16 protein-coding genes are annotated in these 18,886 nt (G+C 60.9%); 12 read left to right on the top strand and 4 right to left on the bottom strand.

The window, feature by feature from the left end; genetic code table 11:
• Nucleotides 1-48 precede the first annotated feature (48 nt).
• The 4 genes from HX823_RS12565 to HX823_RS12550 are packed head-to-tail and all read right to left on the bottom strand — an operon-like array spanning nt 49 to nt 6,166.
• A complete protein-coding gene (locus HX823_RS12565) occupies nt 49-1,242 on the bottom strand; it encodes a hybrid sensor histidine kinase/response regulator (protein ID WP_038851505.1) in 1,194 nt (397 codons plus the stop codon).
• Complete coding sequence (locus HX823_RS12560) at nt 1,236-1,841, bottom strand: chemotaxis protein CheB (protein ID WP_038851506.1); 606 nt, start codon at nt 1,839-1,841, stop codon at nt 1,236-1,238. The genes HX823_RS12565 and HX823_RS12560 overlap by 7 nt, the downstream gene beginning before the upstream one ends.
• Complete coding sequence (locus tag HX823_RS12555; protein WP_012724198.1) at nt 1,838-2,668, bottom strand: protein-glutamate O-methyltransferase CheR; 831 nt, start codon at nt 2,666-2,668, stop codon at nt 1,838-1,840. The genes HX823_RS12560 and HX823_RS12555 overlap by 4 nt, the downstream gene beginning before the upstream one ends.
• Complete coding sequence (locus HX823_RS12550; protein WP_177075048.1) at nt 2,669-6,166, bottom strand: response regulator; 3,498 nt, start codon at nt 6,164-6,166, stop codon at nt 2,669-2,671. It abuts the gene before it with no gap.
• A 239-nt stretch (nt 6,167-6,405) separates the two neighbouring features.
• Here HX823_RS12550 and HX823_RS12545 point away from each other — a divergent pair, with 239 nt between their 5' ends.
• The 12 genes from HX823_RS12545 to HX823_RS12490 all read left to right on the top strand — a co-directional run bounded on the left by HX823_RS12545 (nt 6,406) and on the right by HX823_RS12490 (nt 18,816).
• Entirely contained in the window at nt 6,406-6,771 is a 366-nt protein-coding gene (locus HX823_RS12545; RefSeq protein ID WP_177075047.1) for a response regulator, read from the top strand.
• Between the two features lie 191 nt (nt 6,772-6,962).
• Nucleotides 6,963-7,745, top strand: a complete 783-nt coding sequence (locus HX823_RS12540; protein ID WP_033902901.1) for a hypothetical protein — start codon at nt 6,963-6,965, stop codon at nt 7,743-7,745.
• 63 nt (nt 7,746-7,808) lie between these two features.
• On the top strand, nt 7,809-9,209 hold the full coding sequence (locus HX823_RS12535) for a DUF1254 domain-containing protein (protein WP_177075046.1): 1,401 nt from the start codon (nt 7,809-7,811) through the stop codon (nt 9,207-9,209).
• A gap of 98 nt (nt 9,210-9,307) precedes the next feature.
• On the top strand, nt 9,308-10,330 hold the full coding sequence (locus tag HX823_RS12530) for a hypothetical protein (RefSeq protein WP_371317960.1): 1,023 nt from the start codon (nt 9,308-9,310) through the stop codon (nt 10,328-10,330).
• A 12-nt stretch (nt 10,331-10,342) separates the two neighbouring features.
• The gene (locus HX823_RS12525) at nt 10,343-11,317 is read left to right on the top strand and encodes a MoxR family ATPase (protein ID WP_177075044.1); all 975 of its coding nucleotides are present in this window, start codon (nt 10,343-10,345) and stop codon (nt 11,315-11,317) included.
• Complete coding sequence (locus HX823_RS12520; protein ID WP_177075043.1) at nt 11,314-12,237, top strand: DUF58 domain-containing protein; 924 nt, start codon at nt 11,314-11,316, stop codon at nt 12,235-12,237. The genes HX823_RS12525 and HX823_RS12520 overlap by 4 nt, the downstream gene beginning before the upstream one ends.
• Nucleotides 12,234-12,689, top strand: coding sequence for a DUF4381 domain-containing protein (locus tag HX823_RS12515; RefSeq protein WP_033902906.1), 456 nt, complete (start codon nt 12,234-12,236; stop codon nt 12,687-12,689). Before HX823_RS12520 ends, HX823_RS12515 begins: the two co-directional genes overlap by 4 nt.
• Entirely contained in the window at nt 12,676-13,668 is a 993-nt protein-coding gene (locus HX823_RS12510) for a VWA domain-containing protein (RefSeq protein ID WP_038851535.1), read from the top strand. The genes HX823_RS12515 and HX823_RS12510 overlap by 14 nt, the downstream gene beginning before the upstream one ends.
• Nucleotides 13,655-15,109, top strand: a complete 1,455-nt coding sequence (locus tag HX823_RS12505) for a VWA domain-containing protein (RefSeq protein ID WP_177075042.1) — start codon at nt 13,655-13,657, stop codon at nt 15,107-15,109. Before HX823_RS12510 ends, HX823_RS12505 begins: the two co-directional genes overlap by 14 nt.
• Nucleotides 15,106-16,155: a BatD family protein gene (locus HX823_RS12500; protein ID WP_177075041.1), complete on the top strand. Its 1,050-nt coding sequence runs from the start codon at nt 15,106-15,108 to the stop codon at nt 16,153-16,155. Before HX823_RS12505 ends, HX823_RS12500 begins: the two co-directional genes overlap by 4 nt.
• Nucleotides 16,152-17,153 carry an HAD family phosphatase gene (locus HX823_RS12495; protein WP_038851515.1) on the top strand — a complete coding sequence of 334 codons (1,002 nt, stop codon included), beginning with the start codon at nt 16,152-16,154 and terminating at the stop codon, nt 17,151-17,153. Before HX823_RS12500 ends, HX823_RS12495 begins: the two co-directional genes overlap by 4 nt.
• A 76-nt stretch (nt 17,154-17,229) precedes the next feature.
• The gene (locus tag HX823_RS12490) at nt 17,230-18,816 is read left to right on the top strand and encodes an arylsulfatase (RefSeq protein ID WP_038851517.1); all 1,587 of its coding nucleotides are present in this window, start codon (nt 17,230-17,232) and stop codon (nt 18,814-18,816) included.
• Nucleotides 18,817-18,886 lie beyond the last annotated feature (70 nt).

Below are 18,886 nucleotides of genomic sequence, written 5' to 3'. Positions count from 1 at the left end.
TTACGACCATGGGGTCACGCAGAGGTTGCGTCGAGGTGACGATTGAATTCATGCCGAGGCCTGCAACGGCAGGCACACCCTGAACAAGGCACCCTCGCCTATCTGGCTCTCGACCTCGATGGTGCCGCCATGGGCCGCAACGATCTGTTCGGAAATAAACAGCCCAAGGCCCAGGCCTGCAGCCACTTGGCTCGCGGACACACGCTCGAACTGCTGAAAAATACGCTTCTGGTTTTCTTCACTGATGCCAATCCCGTGATCGCGCACTTCCACCCGCGCTTCGCCATGCTCGCTGTACACGCGCACTTCTACCGGACTTTTGGCCCCATAACGCAGTGCATTGGTCAGCAGGTTGGTGACCACCTGTTCGATGCGGAACTCATCCCAGTTGCCGACCACGGGATTGTCGGCGATCAGGCTCATGGACGAATCCGCCGCCGCCACTTGAGGGGCGAAGTTTTCGACCATGTTGCTCACCAACTGCGCCAAGTCGAAACGCGCCGTACGTATCGATAACTTGCCGGTGCGGATGCGCGATACATCGAGCATGTCTTCGATCAGGCGGATCAGGCTCTGGATCTGACGCTCATCGCGGTCGACCATGGCGTGCATCTTGTCCAGGGTGAACGCGGCGGCGTTGTCTCGGGCCAGGTGCATCTTGCGCAGTTGGGTCTCCAGGATCAGGCCGTTAAGGGGCGTACGCACTTCGTGGGCGACGATCGACATGAAGTCGTCACGCATGCGCACCGCCTGCTCCAACTCGGCCTGGGTGGCCTGCAGGCGCGTGAGCAGCAGTTCCTGCTCGCGGCGGCTGCGCTCCAGCGCTTCGACCTGCTGCTTCATGGCCTTGCTTTGGCGGAACAGGTCGACGAACACGTTGACCTTGCTTTTCACCGCATGGATATCCAACGGCTTGTGCAAAAAGTCTACCGCGCCGCTTTCGTAGCCCTTGAAGGCGTAGTTGAGCTCGCGGCCGGCGGCGCTGACGAACACGATGGGGATGTTCTTGGTTTTCTCGGTGCCGCGCATCAGCTCGGCCAGCTCAAAACCGTTCATGCCGGGCATCTGTACATCGAGAATCGCCATAGCGAACTCATGCTCCAGCAGCAGGGACAAGGCCTCGTCGGCGCTCAATGCCTTGAACACCTGGCGGTCCTCGCGCTTGATCAGCGCTTCAAGGGCCAGCAGGTTTTCCGGCAGATCATCGACAATCAGCAATTTGGCCTGGACAGTACTTAACATGGGGAATATTCCAGGGAAGCCAGCAATGAGCCAATGCGGCTCAGCGTCAGAATGTGGTCGGGTGTGTGCAGCGCCAGGGCTGCCCGGGGCATGACGGCAACGCGTGCTTCTGTGGGCTCTTGCACCACAGTGGTTCCACCGTGTTGCTTGACGTGGGCCAGGCCGCGCGCGCCGTCATGGTTGGCGCCGGTCAACAGAATGGCCAACAGGCCCGTGCCATAGGCATCGGTGGCGGATTCGAAGAGGAAATCAATCGCCGGCCGCGAATGGTGCACGCGGTCTTCCTGGCTCAGGGACAGGCTGCGGTCGTGTTCCACCGACAGGTGATAGCCAGGGCCGGCAAAATACAATGTGCCCGGCTTGATCACTTCCTTGTCACGGGCCTCCACCACAGGCATGGCCACGCGGCGGTCGAACACTTCGGCCAATTGGCTGCGACGCTCGTCCGGCAAGTGCAGGACGGTAATGATCGGCAAGCCAAAATCGGCAGGCAGCTCGGCGAATATCGTCAGCAACGCCTCCACTCCACCAGCGGAGGCGCCAATGACGATCGCTTCTATGCCCCGGACCGATGCCGGGCTGGCAGCCGCTTGATTCATAGTTTGCGGTAGATCCGTTCCTGTTTGACCAAGGGTTCGAACTGCTTGCCGTATGCGGAGAAATCCAGGGTCTCCTTGCTGCCCAGCACCAGGAAGCCGCGATGACACAGCGACTCATGGAACAGTCCAAATGCGCGATCCTGCAATTTTTTATTGAAATAAATTAGTACGTTACGACACGAAATTAATTGAGTCTCTGAGAATACACTGTCGGTCGCCAAGCTGTGATCGGCAAAGGTGACATTCTCGCGCAACGTTTTATCGAAGATCGCGTAATCGTAAGCCGCAGTGTAGTAGTCGGCAAATGAACGTTGCCCACCGGCCTGCTGATAGTTGGCGGTGTAGGCGCGTACGTTCTCCAGAGAGAAGATGCCCTGCTTGGCCTTGTCCAGCGACGCCGGGTTGATGTCGGTGGCGTAGATGATCGTACGCTCGAGCAACCCCTCCTCGCGCAGCAGGATGGCCATGGAGTACACCTCCTCGCCCGTGCTGCAGCCGGCGATCCAGATCTTGATCGACGGATAAGTCTTGAGCAGCGGCACCACTTCCTGGCGGATAGCCAGAAAATGCGACGGGTCGCGAAACATCTCGCTCACCGGAATCGTCAGGAACTGCAACAGTTGCATAAACGCCGCAGGGTCGTGCAGCACGCGCTCCTGCAAGGCGGAGATGGTCGCGCAATCAAACTGGCGCAAGGCATGGGCCACACGGCGCTTCACCGACGCCCCGGAGTAATCGCGGAAGTCGTAGCTGTACTTGAGGTAAATCGCCTCGATCAACAGGCGCAGCTCAATATCGCTGCTTTTTTCCAAAAAACTTCGCTCCACTTAAATGCGTTCCATCTTTGGCAACCAGACGCGAATCAGTGAGAACAGACGGTCCAGATCGATCGGCTTGGCCAGGTAATCGTTGGAACCGGCCGCGAGGCAGCGCTCCTGATCGTCCTTCATGGCCTTGGCCGTCACCGCAATGATCGGCAGCTTCTTCCAGCGCGGGTCCTGGCGGATCAAGGCAGTGGCCTCGTAACCGTCCATTTCCGGCATCATCACGTCCATCAGCACCAGGTCGATATCGTCGACTTCATTGAGTTTGTCGATGGCTTCACGGCCATTACGCCCGATCACCACCACGGCGCCTTTGTGCTCCAGGGCGCTGGTCAGGGCGAAGATGTTGCGTACATCGTCGTCCACCAGCAGGATTTTACGCCCCTCGAAGACCTTGTCGCGGCTGCGCGCGGTCTTGAGCATCTTCTGGCGGTCATGGGACAGCTGGGATTCGACTTTGTGCAGAAAGAGTGTGACTTCATCCAGCAGGCGCTCCGGCGAGCGGGCGCCCTTGATGATGATCGAGCGTGAATACTTGCGCAGCTCGGCCTCTTCATCGCGGGTCAGGTTGCGCCCGGTGTAGACGATCACCGGTGGGAACGAGCAGATATCTTCCGTCGCCATGCGCTTGAGCAGCTCGTTGCCGAGCATGTCTGGCAGCTTGAGGTCGATGATCATGCAGTCGTAGATATTCGTACGCAGCAGGTCCAAGGCGGCCTGGGCGTAGCCGACGTCGGTGATCTCGATGTCATCGTCGCCGATCAGGCGGGCAATGCTGTCGCGCTGCAGGTCATCGTCTTCCACCAGCAGCACACGCTTGACCTTCTGGGTCAGCTTGGCTTCCAGGCGCGCAAACACGTCCTTGAGTTCTTCGCGGGTGGTCGGTTTGACCGCATAACCAATGGCGCCCATGTGCATGGCGGCTTCGACGCGGTCTTCCACGGAAATCACATGCACCGGGATATGCCGGGTGTTGGCGTGCTCTTTCAGGCGTTGCAGCACCGTCAGCCCGGAATGGTCCGGCAGGCGCATGTCCAGCAGGATCGCGTCGGGGACGTATTCTGCGGCCAGGCTGTAGCCTTCGTCCGCGCCGTGGGCCACCAGGCAGTTGTAGCCCAGCTCGTGGGCCAGGTCGAAGAGGATGCGGGCAAAGTTCGGCTCGTCTTCCACCACCAGGATGCAGCGCGTGGTGAACGGTGCCTTGTCGCGGTCGTCGGCAAAGCGCGGGATCTGCTGGGTGTCGGCCACTGGCAATGGCGACACCTTCACGGGCGTCGGCGCAGGCGCCACCACGACTTGGCGCGGCTGCTCGATGGGGGCAGCGTCCTCTTCGCGCTCGACATACTGTTCCGGCAGGACCAGCGTGAAAATACTGCCTTTGCCTGGCTCGCTGGTCACGCTGATATAGCCTCCCAGCAGGGTCGCCAGGTCGCGGGAAATCGACAGGCCGAGGCCGGTGCCGCCGTAGCGACGGTTGGTGGTGCCGTCTGCCTGGCGGAAGGCTTCGAAGATGCTTTCCTGCTGGTCCGGCGCAATACCGATGCCGGAATCGCGTACGGTAAAGGCAATGCCCTCTCCCGGTGCACGGGACACCGACAGGCTGACGTCGCCCTGTTCGGTGAACTTGACCGCGTTGGACAACAAGTTCTTGAGGATCTGCTCCAGGCGCTGGCGATCGGTGAACAGCATACCCGGCGCGCCTTCCTGCACTTCCACCTGGAAGCCCAGCTTGCGATCCGCCGCCAGCGGCTCGAACATGCCGCGCAGGCCGTCAACCAGGCGTGCCACGCTGGAGTTTTCCGGACGCATTTCCAGCTTGCCGGCCTCGACCTTGGAGATATCCAGGATGTCGTTGATCAGGTTGAGCAGGTCATTGCCGGCAGAATAGATCGACTCGGCAAACTTGACCTGTTCGGCGCTGAGGTTTTCCTGGGGGTTCTCCGCCAGCAATTTGGCCAGGATCAGCGAGCTGTTCAGCGGTGTGCGCAGCTCGTGGGACATGTTGGCGAGGAATTCGGACTTGTACTTGCTGGAACGTTGCAACTCGTCGGCACGGTCTTCCAGTTCGAGCTGCGCCTGGCTGAGTTCAGCGTTCTTGCGGTCCATGGCGTCGCGCTGCTGGGCCAAGGTTTCGGTCTGTTCGGCCAACTGCTCGTTGGTCTGTTCCAGCTCGGCCTGTTGGGTTTCCAGGTGGGCCTGGGATTCCTTGAGGATGCGCGACTGTTCTTCGAGTTCTTCGTTGGCGGTCTTGAGTTCTTCTTGCTGCACTTGCAGCTCTTCGTTGAGCTGCTGAGTCTCGGCCAGCACTTCCTGCAGGCGCTGGCGATAGCGGGCGGCTTCGATGGAGGTGCCGATATTCCCGGCGATCAGCTCCAGCAGCTCGACGTCACGTTCTTCCAGAGGACGCAGGAAGCCCAGTTCGATCACACCGTTGACGCGGTCATCGTCACTGGTCGGCATCACCAGCACGCTGCGGGTCGAACCTTCGCCCAGGCCGGAGCTGACCTTGAAGTAGTCCACCGGCACATCGTCCAGGCGAATCAGGCGATCCAGCTGGGCTGCTTGCCCAACGATGCCCTCGTCGCTGTAGATCGACTGTTCCTTCTGCTCCTGCTCGCGGGAGAAACCATAAGTGGCGACACGTTTGAGCCCGCCGTGCTCTTCACGCACGTACAGCGCGGCGACGGCTGAGCCCATGTACTGGGCAAAGAATTGCAGGATGTTGCGGCCCAGCATGTTCAGCGTGAGCTGGCCGAGCACTTGTTCTGCCAGTTCAGTCTGGCCGTTACGCAACCACGCTTGTTGCTCCAGGCGCCGTGCAATCTTCTGTTGCGACGCGAGGTTTGCGCTGTAACTCTCTGATAATGCGATTAAATGCTTACGCCCAATGTATGCCAGAAAACCACTCAGGCCGAGCACAAATGCCAGGTACAGGGTGACGCTGATCACGGTAGTGCGGGTGACTTCTTCATTGCGGGTGATGCGGAACTGCTGTTCCATCGCCACCGCGTCGTCGTATTCCTTGCGGATCTCGTCCGTCAGGCGCTTGCCACGCCCCGCCTTGACTGCGCTGCGGTAGTCACCGCTCTCACGCTGCATATCAATCATCGACTGGGCGTATTTGTTCCACTCGATTTGCAGGGCTTCCAGGCGCTTTAGACGATCCACTTGCTGCGGATTGTCGGCCACCAGCTCCTGCAAATTACGCAAATCGGCAATGATTCGCGGCTTGGCCACTTCGTAAGGGTCGAGGAAATGCTCGTCACCGGTGATCAGGAAACCGCGCATGCCGGTCTCAAGGTCCACCGTCAGCTTGGACGACTCATTGAGGTTATTGATCACCCGATCGGTGTGTTCGACCCACTGGATCACCGTCAACAGGTAGGTGATCAGGCAGACGAAAAACACCGCACTGAGCACGCCCACGCCCAAGGGCAGCGCGACGTTTCGGCTCAGGAGGTTACGAAAGCTCTTTTCATCGACGGACGACGCAGGGGTCATGGGCATGCCTTGGCCAAGTGTGGAAAAACCGGGAGTTTGCCCCAAAGTGGCAGCCAAGACCATTTTTCTGGAACGGTTTTGTACTGATTCCTACAAAAGAACAGGCTATTCTCCCTGGTCTTTTCTATCGCATTGTTTTTACGGCCCGCGGGAACTTGTCATGAGTGCGCGCTTACTCAAGGAAGAGGCCTGTCAGAACGGCCGCGTGTAAACCTCGCCTTTTTTGGGAATTCCATATTATGTCCGCAGTCACCTCCACCATCCTTGTCGTCGAAGACGATGCCATCGTGCGCATGCTGATCGTCGATGTCCTGGAGGAGTTGGAATTCAATGTCTTGGAGGCTGCCGACGCTGAAGAAGCGCTGGCAGTGGTGCAAAACGCCGCGCAGGTGATCGACCTGATGATGACCGACGTCGGCCTGCCGGACATGGACGGCAAGCAACTGGCAACCAAAGTGCGCGAGTTGCGCCCTGCACTGCCCATCCTGTTCGCCAGCGGTTATGCCGAGAATATCGAGGTGCCTGCCGGCATGCAGGTGATCGCCAAACCGTTCTCGATCGATCAATTACGCGACAAAGTCAAATCGATGCTGCCCACCGCCTGACCCCTCTTTTGTGCATGGCCGCCCAGCCAGGGCGGCTATTTGCGGCCTTTTGCACACGTCTGAAACATCCCGCCCTACGCAACTAATTCGTTTGGATGGCTAGCGCGCCTGGATTTAGCTGCTAGCTTCAACCGACATGCCCTACAGGTATTAATCAGAAGGGATAGTCACCCAGGTATGGGGGAGCGCACATGTTCGGGTCACCGTACGCGTCGGCATTGATGCTGGCTGTTTTCGCACTGCCAGCTTTGGCGGATAACGCCGAGACGGCCAACAAGAGCAATAACCCCCTGAACCTCGCGCCAGGCGCCAACCTGCAGGACTACTACACGCCACGCCTGTACGACAGCAACGCCCACACCAACGACCTGTTGTTGCGCGGCACCCTGCCGATTGCACCGTCAGATTTCATCGGCGTGCCGCAACTGCTGCGCGCCACACTCCCCCTCAGCACCCGCCCCGATCCACATACCGGCTACAGCACAGGCATTGGCGACCTGAACCTGTTCGATATCTTCCTGCTCAAGACCGACGGCGTGCAGCTGGGCATTGGTCCGCAAATCACCGCCCCCACCGCCGAACATGACGAACTGGGCACCGGCAAATGGCAGGCCGGCCTGGCGGCAATCGCCATCGACGCTTCGCCCAGGGGATTATTGGGCGCGCTGGTGCAATACCAAAGCTCATTTGCCGGCGATCGCGACCGCCCGCACGTCGAGAGTGCAACTTTCCAGCCGTTTATCATTCATAACCTGCCGAAAGGCTGGTACCTGCGTTCCACGGGCACTTGGACCTTCGATTTGAAGAACGACACCCACTACATTCCCATCGGGTTTGGCGCGGGCAAGGCCTGGAAAGCCGGGAGCAACATCGTCAATGCCTTTGTCGAGCCACAATGGACGGTAGCGCGCAAAGGTGACGGCTTGCCCCAGTTCACCTTGTTCGCAGGGATTAACGTGACGTTCGGCAAATAAACCGGTTAACTCGGCGGTTTCATCCCACGCCCTCAAAAAAGATCTCTGGAAGGACGCAACAACATGATTGGAAAACCGACGCGCCTGCTGTTGGCGAGCCTCTCGATACTCATGAGTACCGGCGCCTGGGCCGACTTCACGGCCACTCCGAGCGAGGCCCGGGCGATTGCCAAGGAAGCCTATCTGTATGGCTTTCCGGTGGTGGAAATGTATAAGACGCTCTACACCCAGGCCGTTGACAAGGGCGGTGCCAACTTCAAGGCGCCGTTCAACCAGATCGGCAACACCGCGCAAGTGTTCACCCCCAAGGACACGGCGTTCGTCACACCCAACTCCGACACGCCCTACTCTTTCGTCTGGATGGACCTGCGTCGCGAACCCCTGGTGCTGACCCTGCCCAAGATCGAGGACAACCGCTACTACTCGGTGCAGTTGATCGACCTGTACACGCAGAACTTCGCCTACCTGGGCACCCGCAGTACCGGCAACAACGGCGGCCATTACATGATCGCAGGCCCGGACTGGAAGGGTCAGCAGCCCGTGGACGTGGATCGCGTGGTCTACAGTGAAAGCAATATCGCCTACGCCCTGTACCGCACGCAGCTGTTCGACGACAAAGACCTGGGCAAGGTCAAGCAGATCCAGAGCGGCTACAAAGTCCAGGCGCTGAGCAGTTATGTGAAGCAGGCCGCGCCGGCCAAGGCGCCCAAGATCGAATGGCCCAAGCCGATGGCGTCCATGACCGAAGGCCCGCAGCTGTTCCGCTACCTGAACTTCATGCTGACCTTCGCCGCGCCCCAGGACAGCGAAAAAGACCTGCTGGCGCGTTTCGCCAAGATCGGTATCGCCTCCGGTGCGCCGTTCAAGCTCAAGGACTTGACCGCCGAACAACGCAAAGCCCTGGAAGACGGCATCTCCGATGCGCGCGCTGAGTTTGCGGCGTTCAAGAAGGACAAGGTCGACACCCACCAAGTCAGCAGCGGTGACCTGTTCGGCAGCCGGGATCGCCTGAAAAACAACTACCTGTACCGCTACGCCGGTGCCGACATGGGTATTTTCGGCAACTCCACCGATGAAGCCGCGTACCTCAGCTACTTCGTCGACAGCGAAGGGAAGCCGGCCAATGGCGCACGCCACAGCTACACCGTGCACTTTGCCAAGGACCAACTGCCGCCTGCCGAAGCGTTCTGGTCGCTGACCATGTACGACGCCAAAACCAAGCTGCTGGTGCCCAATCACAAGAAACGCTACCTGATCAACTCGCGGATGCTGCCTAACCTCAAGCGTGATGCCGATGGCGGCCTGACCTTGGCCCTGCAGCACCACGAGCCACCGAAAGCCGAACAGAGCAACTGGTTGCCGGCCCCACCGGGCCCGTTCTACGCGGTATTGCGCATTTACCTGTCCAAGCCTGAGGTCGGTAATGGTCAATGGAAACTGCCACCCTTGACCCCGCTCAAGTAACACCACGTGCCCGGCCGCGACAGGGTTAGGCCGGGCACGTAACCCCCTGATATCAGGCCGATACAAGGATGGATGACGCCATGATTTCACGTGCACGTATGCATGGGTTTTGCGCCGTGGGCATTCTTGCCAGCTGCGGCGTATCAGCCGCCGGGTTGCCGGAGCTAGGCAGCACGTCTAACGCGACCAAAGCCGATCCCGAAACCTGCCATCGCCTGCAACAGGACTTCGACATTGACCTCAAGCAAGTGGTCAAGGCCGGTTGCGACCCCTCGACCGAACAAATCGCCAAGCTGATGGACAACCCGGTGGGCAACCTGGTGCTGTTGTTCAACCAGTTCGACTACAGCGCCCTCAAAGGCCCGCACAGTAACGGCACGCGTTACTTGGGCAAATACAGCTTCATGCCGACCTTCCCGATTGCCCTGGGCGAGGACTGGAACCTGATCAACCGCCTGCCGGTGAGTTATGTGAGTGCGCCGGTCAACGCCAAGGCGGGCAACCTGATCGGCATGAGTCCCTACGGCGTGCTGACAGACCGCGACTTCCCGTCGGTGGTCAACGATCCATTCGACCGCACCTCAGGCTTTGGCGACCTGGCCTATGTGGGCGTGTTCTCGCCCAAGCAACCGGTGCGCTTTGCCAACGGCGGCAAGATGGTCTGGGGGTTTGGCCCGACGGCGATGTTCCCCACCGCCGAAAAAGACGTACTGGGCACCGGAAAATACGCCCTGGGCCCGGCGTTTGTCGCGGCGTACTTGGGCGAAGACTGGACGCTCGGCCTCTTTCCCCAGCACTGGTGGTCGGTGGGCGGCGACGCCCAGCGCAAGGACGTGAGCCTGACCAACATCCAGTACTTCATCCAGCGCGCGATTCCCGGCCCCGGCCAGTGGCGGGTGGGCATGACGCCCAATATCACCGTGAACTGGAAGGCCGAAAGCGGCAACAAGGTCAACTTCCCCATCGGCATCGGCGCCGGGCGCATCGTCAATTTCGGCAAGTTGCCAGTGCGGATTTCCGGTGAAGTGCAGTACTCGGTGATTCACGCCGACGACCTGATCAGCAGTCGCTGGAACTTCCGTCTTTCGTTTATCCCGGTGATCCCTACTTTCATGCTGTGAACGAGGTGTGCCATGACCGCACTCAACGATTTGAACGCCTTGCAAGCCAGCATGGCCGAAAGCGTGCTGGGCCAGGACCAGGTGATCCGCCAGATCCTGCTCGGCCTGCTCGCCAACGGCCACCTGTTGCTGGAGAGCCTGCCGGGACTGGCCAAGACCCGCACGGTCAAGGCCTTGGCCCGGCACCTGGACGCCAAGATGAGTCGCATCCAGTTCACCCCGGACCTGCTGCCCTCGGACATCACCGGCGCCGAAGTACTGCATCAGGTCGACGGCCAGAACCAGATCCGTTTCCAGCCCGGCCCGCTGTTCGGCAACCTGATCCTCGCCGATGAAATCAACCGCGCACCGGCCAAGGTCCAGGCGGCGTTGCTGGAAGCCATGGAAGAACGACAAATCACCGTGGCCGGCGCCAGTCACCCGCTGCCGCAGCTGTTTATCGTGGTGGCCACGCAAAACCCCATCGAGCAGGAAGGCACTTACCCATTGCCGGAAGCCCAGATGGACCGCTTTGTGATGAAGCTGTTGCTGGACTACCCCAGCGCCGACAACGAAAGCCAGGTGTTGCGCCTGTTGCGCGAAGAAGAACAGGCGGCCGTTACCCAAACGGTCCAAGGCTTTACCTTGGCGCAGGAGGTGATTTTTGCCGCACGCCAGGAAGTCAGCGCGATCCAGGTGTCGCCGGCTATCGACCGTTACCTGATCGACATCATCAACGCCACCCGCCACCCCGCCGACTACGACGCCGACCTGGCGCGCTGGATCAGCCTCGGCGCCAGCCCTCGCGGCGGCATTGGCCTGGACCGCTGCGCGCGGGCCGATGCCTGGTTGCAAGGCCAGGCCTTTGTCACGCCGGACAACGTGCAGGCTGTCGCCCATCCGGTGCTGCGCCATCGCCTGCAATTGAGCTATGACGCGGTGGCGGATGGCGTGTCGGCTGATCAGGTGCTTGACCGGCTGCTCAGCAAAGTAGCGATTCCCGCATGAACGCCGACGGGTTTGTCTACGTCAGCCTGGCGCAATTGATGGCCTTGCAGTTCCAGGCCCGCGACCTGAGCTTTGTCGCGCGTCAGCCCCAAGGCAGCATCCTGGCGGGCAACCATGCGTCACGCCTGCGCGGCCGAGGCCTGAATTTCGATGAGTTGCGCCGCTACCAGCCGGGCGATGACCTGCGTCATCTGGATTGGCGCGCCTCGCTGCGCACCGGCAAACCGGTGGTGCGCACCTTTACCGAAGAGCGCGACCGCCCGGCGCTGATCGTAGTGGACCAGCGCATGTCGATGTTTTTCGGCTCGGTGCGCAGCTTCAAATCTGCCATTGCCGCAGAGTTGGGCGCGCTGGCGGCGTGGATGGTGTTCAACGCCGGGGATCGTGTCGGCGGCCTGGTGTTCAACGACCAGCGTGTCGACAGTGTCGCGCCCTTGCGCAGCCGCAAACGCGTGGAAGCCTTGTGCAGCTGCATCGCTCAGCAAAATGCGGCGTTGACGGCGAGGAACCCTGACCATGAAGGCGACGGCCAGTTGGACACAGTCTTGCAGCAGTGCCTGGCGGTGGCGGGCCACGATCACCTGATCTGCCTGGTCAGCGATTTTGCCGGCGCCGGGCCGCGTTCCTTGCAACTGATGCAGCAACTGTCAGCGCACAACGACGTGATCGCGTTTCAAGTGTATGACCCTTTGGCACTCAACGTGCCCAGCCGTGGACAGCTGCGGGTCACCCAAGGCCAGTTGCAGGTGGAACTGGCGGTGGACCAGCGCCAGGTGCGCCAACCCCTGGGGGATTTTCTCGGCGGACGCTTGAAGGATGTCGCCACCCTGTTGCGCCGCAGCCAGGTGCCACTCTTGATGATCAGCACCGCCCTGCCCGCCGCCGATCAGTTGCGCAGTGAACTGGGGAAACGTCGGTGAGCAGCCACGTGCCAAGCATCGAGCAACTCACGGAGTTGAGCTTGCCTGCGCCGGTGAGTTACTGGCCGCAGACCTGGGGCTGGGGCGTGTTGCTGGGCGTTGTGGTGCTGGCGCTGTTGGTGCTGGCAGGCCGCAAATGGTTGCGCTGGCGACGTGATGCCTACCGGCGCGAAGCGCTGGTGCGTCTGGACACCTTGGAAGACCTGCGCGAGTTGCCCGAATTGCTCAAGCGTGTCGCGCTGTCGATGCCGCTTCCTTTGGAGGAACAGCAACGTATCCCGACCTTGCGTGGCGCCGAGTGGCAAGCCTTCCTGCAACGCCACGCCAGAGGTCCGATTCCCGACGACCTCGCTCAACGGCTGGCCCAGATGGCCTACGGCACTGCGTCGCAGGACCCGCAGCTGTTGGCCCAGTGCAAGGCCTGGGTGGAGCAACACCATGTGGCAGCTTGACTATCCCTGGCTGCTATTGATGCTGCCGCTACCGTGGTTGGCCTACCGCTACCTGCCGGTCTATCGCGAAGCGCGCAGTGCGGTGCGCGTGCCGTTTTTTGGCGGCATGCGCCAGGCGGTCGGTGAAGCGTCTACCCGCAGCGCCCGGACTCATCGCAGCCAGTTGCTGCTCAATCTGCTGGTGTGGGCGTTGCTGGTGCTGGCGGTCGCCCGGCCGGTCTGGGTGGAAAAACCCATCGAACGCCAACAACCGGTGCGCGACCTGATGCTGGCCATCGATATCTCCCAATCCATGGAAACCGAGGATTTTACCGACGCCAACGGCCACAAGATCGACCGCCTGGCCGCCGTCAAACAGGTGGTGCATGGCTTTATCCAGCAGCGCAAGAACGACCGTATCGGCCTGATCCTGTTCGGCAGCGGCGCCTACCCCCAGGCCCCCTTGACCCTCGACCATGCCAGCCTATCGCTGTTATTGGACGACAGCGGCATCGGCATGGCCGGGCCGAACACCGCTATCGGCGACGCCATTGGCCTTGGCCTCAAGCTGCTGGACCAGGCCCATGAACCGGAAAAAGTGCTGATCCTGCTCACCGATGGCAATGACACCAGCAGTGCAATCACGCCGGACCACGCCGCCGACATGGCCGCTGCCAAGGGTGTGATCATCCACACCATCGGCATCGGCGACCCGCAGGCCAGCGGCGAAGCCAAGGTCAACCTCAACGCCTTGCAAGACATTGCCAGCGCCACGGGTGGGCGTTATTTCCGTGCCGAAGACCGCGACAGTCTGGATCAGGTCTACGCCACGCTCGACAAGATCACACCGCATCAGGTGAAAACCCTCAGCCATCAGCCCAAGCGCGACCTGTTCTGGTGGCCACTGTGTACCGCGCTGATCGTGTTGGTGGTGTATCACTTGATCGCTGCGTTGTGGCCGCATCGATGGAAACGGGAGCGTGCTGATGGACTTCAGTGACTTCCACTTTCTGCGTCCTGCCTGGCTGTTATTGACGATTTTGGGCGTGCTGCTGCCGTGGGTGTGGCAGCGCAGCCGTGATCTGCAGCGCCGCCTGCGCGGCACGATCGCCCCGCACCTGTTGCCGCATTTACTGCTTACGCCGACCGATCGCCATCGCCTGCGCCCGCTGCATTTAGTGAGTGCGCTTCTGGTCGTCGGTGCCTTCGCCGCGGCGGGCCCGACCTGGCAGCAGGACCGCCCGGATTTCCTGGAGAACCGTGCACCGCTGATCATCGCCATGGACCTGTCAGCGTCCATGGACACCGCCGATGTGCCGCCCACGCGCCTCACCGCCGCCAAACACAAGCTGCATGACCTGGTCGAGCGCCGCAAAGGCGCGCGCACCGCGTTGCTGGTCTACGCCGGCAGCGCCCATCTGGTGTTGCCGCCGACCGATGATCCGGCCTTGCTCGATACCTTCATTCAGGCATTGGGCACCGACTTGATCAGCAAGAGCGGCAAGGATGTAGCCGGCGTGATCGATCAGGCCAAGCGCCTGTTGCAGCAATCGCCCGGCACCTTGCTGCTGGTGACGGACGGCGCCGATGTCGCCCAACTGCCCGCCCTCAAGGACAACGCGCTGCAGATCCTGATCCTGGCCCTCGGCAGCAGTCCCACGCTCAAACCATTGGCCTCGGCCCTGGAGGCGCCGCTGGGCAGCCTGACCCTGAATGACGATGATCTGGACTGGATCGAACTGCACGCCCAGCAGCACTTCCAGAACGTCGACGAGCAGCAACGCCTGTTGCAATGGAAAGACGCTGGCTATTGGCTGTGCTGGCCGTTACTGCTGTTGGCGTTGTTGAGTGTGCGCAAGGGCTGGAGCCTGAACTGGGCGGCAGTGGTGTTGCTCGGCCTGCTGCTACCGCCGACGCAAGCCGAGGCCAATCCGTTCATGACGCCCGACCAGCAAGGCCGCTGGGCCTTCGAGCACCATCATTACCCGCAGGCCGCCGCGCTCTTCGTCGACCCTTACTGGAAAGGCATCGCCGCCTACAACGCCGCCGATTACGACCTGGCCCAAACCACCTTCGCCGCCATGAACACCGCGCAAGCAGCGTTCTATCTGGGCAACATCCATGTACGTCGCTTCAAGTTCGATGACGCCATCGCGGCCTATCAACAGGCCTTGCAGTTGCAACCTGTCTTCCCTGAAGCCACGGCCAACCTGGCCCTGGCGATTGCGCTGAAAAAAGACACCGAAAGCGCGGCGAACAACACGCCGCAGGTCAAGCCGGATGAGATCAAGTTCGATAAAGCACCAGGCAAGGGGCAGAGCAAAGCGATCCAGACCCAGCAGGCAAATTATGACGCACTGTGGTTGCAGAACCTGACCACGTCACCGGCCAACTTCCTGCGCCGCAAATTCAGCCTGCAAGACCAGGAGGCGCGGCCATGAAGCGCTACTGGGGCGTGTTGCTGTTGTTGTCAGGGCCGTTATGGGCGGCCGAACCGCAATTACGGGTGAACGCGCAACTGATCCCCGGTGCATCAGTCGTCGTGGGCGAGCAGTTTCAGGTGCAGGTGGATGTGCTGACGGATACCTGGTTCACCGCCGCCGCGACGTTGCCGGACCTGAAATTGGCGGGAGCACGCGTACAGCAACCGGGGGGCGAGGCCGAGCACACCACACAGGTGATCGACGGGCAAACCTTCTACGGGATGCGCTACGCCTACCTGATCACGCCGACGACGGCGCAACACTTCAGCGTGCCCGCGCTGACGGTAAGTGCCCAGCCGGGCCAGGCCAGCGCGCCGTTGAGTGCGCAGAGTGCGCCGCTGACCTTTGAGGCCACTCAGCCACCTGGGTTTGCGCCCGGTGAACCCGTGCTGGTCGCCAGCGGTTTACGCCTGAGCCAGACCCTTTCGGCCGGCGATCTCAAGGTTGGCGACAGCCTGACGCGGACAGTGACCCTGCAAGGCGATAACACGCCAGGGCTGTCACTGCCGTCGCCTGTTGCAGCTGACGTCCGCGGGCTTCGCCGATACCCGCAGGCGCCTGCCATCAGCAACCTGGATGACGGACGCGGCACCCTCACCGGTGGCCAACGCATCGATCACTTGGTGTATCGCGTGGAAAAAGGCGGCCATTACACCCTGCCCGCCCTCCAGCTGAAATGGTGGGACAGCCGCAACCATCGCCTGCAAATCGCGCAGTTACCCGCACTGACATTTGTGGCCCAGGCCACCAGCGCCTACACGCCGACCTTTTCCGTCACCGACGACCTCAAGGCGCTCGGGCAGCACGCACGCTGGCAGCTGTCGCGGCATTTGCTGGGATGGATGGCGGCCATCGTCGTGCTGGTGCTGGCGGCTTATCTGATCCGTGCCCTATGGCCCCGCCTGCGGTCATTGTGGCGAAAGGCATGGCCAGCATTGCGCTGGGCCTGTCGTCAACTACGCTTGGTTCCACTGAACCCTCGTCACGAAAAGGACTTCCCATGACGTCGCTGCGTTCTGCCCTGCCCCTTCTCCTCCTCCTGAGCCTGCCTGCCCTGGCGGCCGATCCGCTGCCGTCATGGAACGAAGGCCCGAACAAAAAACAGATCATCGAGTTCGTCCAGGCGGTGACCGCCGAAGGCTCCAAGGACTACGTGAAGCCCGCCGAACGCATCGCCGTGTTCGACAATGACGGCACGCTGTGGACCGAACAACCGGCGTACTTTGAAGTGCTGTTCGCCTTTGACGAGGTCAAGCGCCTGGCCCCGCAGCATCCGGAATGGAAAACCACGCAGCCCTTCCAGGCCGTGCTCGAAGGCGACCACAAGGCCCTTGCCGCTGCCGGCATGGACGGCTTGTTGAAAATCATCGGCGCCACCCACACTGGGGTCAGCACCGAAGCCTTTATCGACAACGCCAGAAACTGGCTCAAGCAGGCCCGTCACCCCAAGACCGGCAAGCCGTTCGACCAAATGATCTACCAGCCCATGCTGGAAATGCTCGACTACCTGCGCAGCCAGCAATTCAAGACCTACATCGTCTCCGGGGGCGACACCGCCTTCATGCGCGCCTTTGCCGAAGAGGTGTACGGCGTGCCGCCCGAGCAGGTGATCGGCTCCAACTTCGTCACCCAATACCAGCTCAAGGACGGCAAGCCGCAGGTGCTGCGCACCGCCAAGCTGGCACACAACGATGACGGCCCAGGCAAACCCGAAAGCATCGACGCCATCATCGGGCGTCGACCGATCCTGGCCTTCGGCAACTCCGACGGCGACCTGCAAATGCTGCAATGGACCGCCGCCGGCCCTGGCAAACGCTTGATGGGCCTGGTGCACCACACCGATGCCCAGCGCGAATGGGCCTACGACCGCAATTCTCAGGTGGGGCGCCTGGACAAGGCACTGGACCTGGCCAAGCAACAGCAGTGGACCGTGGTGGATATGGCACGCGACTGGGGCCGTATCTATCCGTTCGATCCAGCTGTGCAAGTGAAGGTGCAATAAGAAAAGACGTCGCGATGGACTGTTAAAAACGTTGGTCGCAGGCAATGCGACTCAAGCCCTAAAAGGAGCAAGTCTTATGACTCGCATACGTAAGTGGCTGCCGAAACTCGCCCTGGTGGCAGTTTCGGTGATCGGCGCCTCGGCATCTGCCTGGGCGGCCGAAAAGCCGAATATCCTGGTGATCTTCGGCGATGACATCGGGCAAACCAATATCAGCGCCTATTCCATGGGCGTGGTTGGCTACAAGACCCCGAATATCGACCGTATCGCCAAAGAAGGCATGATGTTCACCGACTACTACGCGGAGAACAGCTGCACCGCCGGGCGTTCGTCCTTCATCACCGGCCAGACGCCGTTGCGCACGGGTCTGTCGAAGGTGGGTATTCCGGGCGCCCCAGTAGGTCTGCAAAAACGTGATATCACCATCGCCCAGGCGCTCAAGTCCCTGGGTTACTCCACCGGACAATTCGGCAAGAACCACTTGGGTGATCGGGATGAATACCTACCTACCAACCACGGTTTTGACGAGTTCTTCGGTAACCTCTACCACCTCAACGCCGAAGAAGAACCCGAACGTCCCTACTGGCCCAAGGACGACGTGGAATTCGTCAAGGCCAACACCCCCCGTGGCGTGATTCACAGCTTTGCCGACGGCAAGATCGAAGATACCGGCGCCTTGACCACCAAGCGCATGGAAACCATCGACGATGAAACCACCGCCGCGGCCCAGGCCTTCATCAAGAAACAAGCCGAAGCCAACAAGCCGTTCTTCGTGTGGATGAACACCACGCGCATGCACGTGTTCACCCATGTGCGTGACTCGATCAAGGGCCAGAGCGGCATGCCCGGCAACGAATACGCCGACGGCATGCTGGAGCACGACGGTGATGTGGGCAAACTCCTGCAAACCCTCGACGACCTGAAGATCGCCGACAACACCATCGTGGTGTACACCACCGACAACGGGCCCAACCAGTTCTCCTGGCCGGACGCGGCGACCACGCCGTTCCGCAACGAAAAGGACTCCAACTGGGAAGGTGCGTATCGGGTACCGGCGATCATCCGTTGGCCGGGCAAGATCAAGCAGGGTGAAGTTTCCAACGAGATGGTCTCGGGCATGGACTGGTTCCCGACCCTGTTGGCCGCAGCGGGTGACGCCGACGTGAAGGACAAGTTGCTCAAAGGCTGGGCACCCACCACGGGCGGCACCAACTTCAAGGTGCACCTGGACGGCTACAACCAACTGCCCTATCTGACCGGCCAGCAGCCTAAAGGCGCACGTAGCGAGTTCTACTACTTCAATGACGACGGCATGCTGGTCTCGATGCGGTTCGACAACTGGAAAGTGGTATTCGCCGAGCAACGCCAGCCCGGTGGTTTCCGGGTGTGGAGCGAGCCATTCGTGCAACTGCGGGTACCGAAAATCTTTAACTTGAGGATGGACCCGTATGAGCGAGCGGACGTGGTTTCCGACCAGTATTATGACTGGACCACGAAGAACGTCTACCTGGGAGCAGTAGCAGTGACCAAGGCAGCGAAGTTCCTGCAGACCTTCATCGACTACCCGCCGAGCCAGAAACCGCCGAGCTTCAGCATCGACCAGATTCGTGAAGCGGTAGACAAAAAAATTGAAGAGAAGATGAAAGCAGCTCCCGCGTCATAACGACAACAACACAGGACCAGTGTGGGAGTGGGCTTGCCCGCTCCCACATTTGGACCGAGTACATCCCCTG

The organism is Pseudomonas sp. P7759, from assembly GCF_013386445.1.
GTDB classification, from domain to species: domain Bacteria; phylum Pseudomonadota; class Gammaproteobacteria; order Pseudomonadales; family Pseudomonadaceae; genus Aquipseudomonas; species Aquipseudomonas azotoformans_A.
The sequence above is the reverse complement of the archived record's forward strand: the minus strand, read 5'-3'. Positions and strand labels throughout refer to the sequence as shown.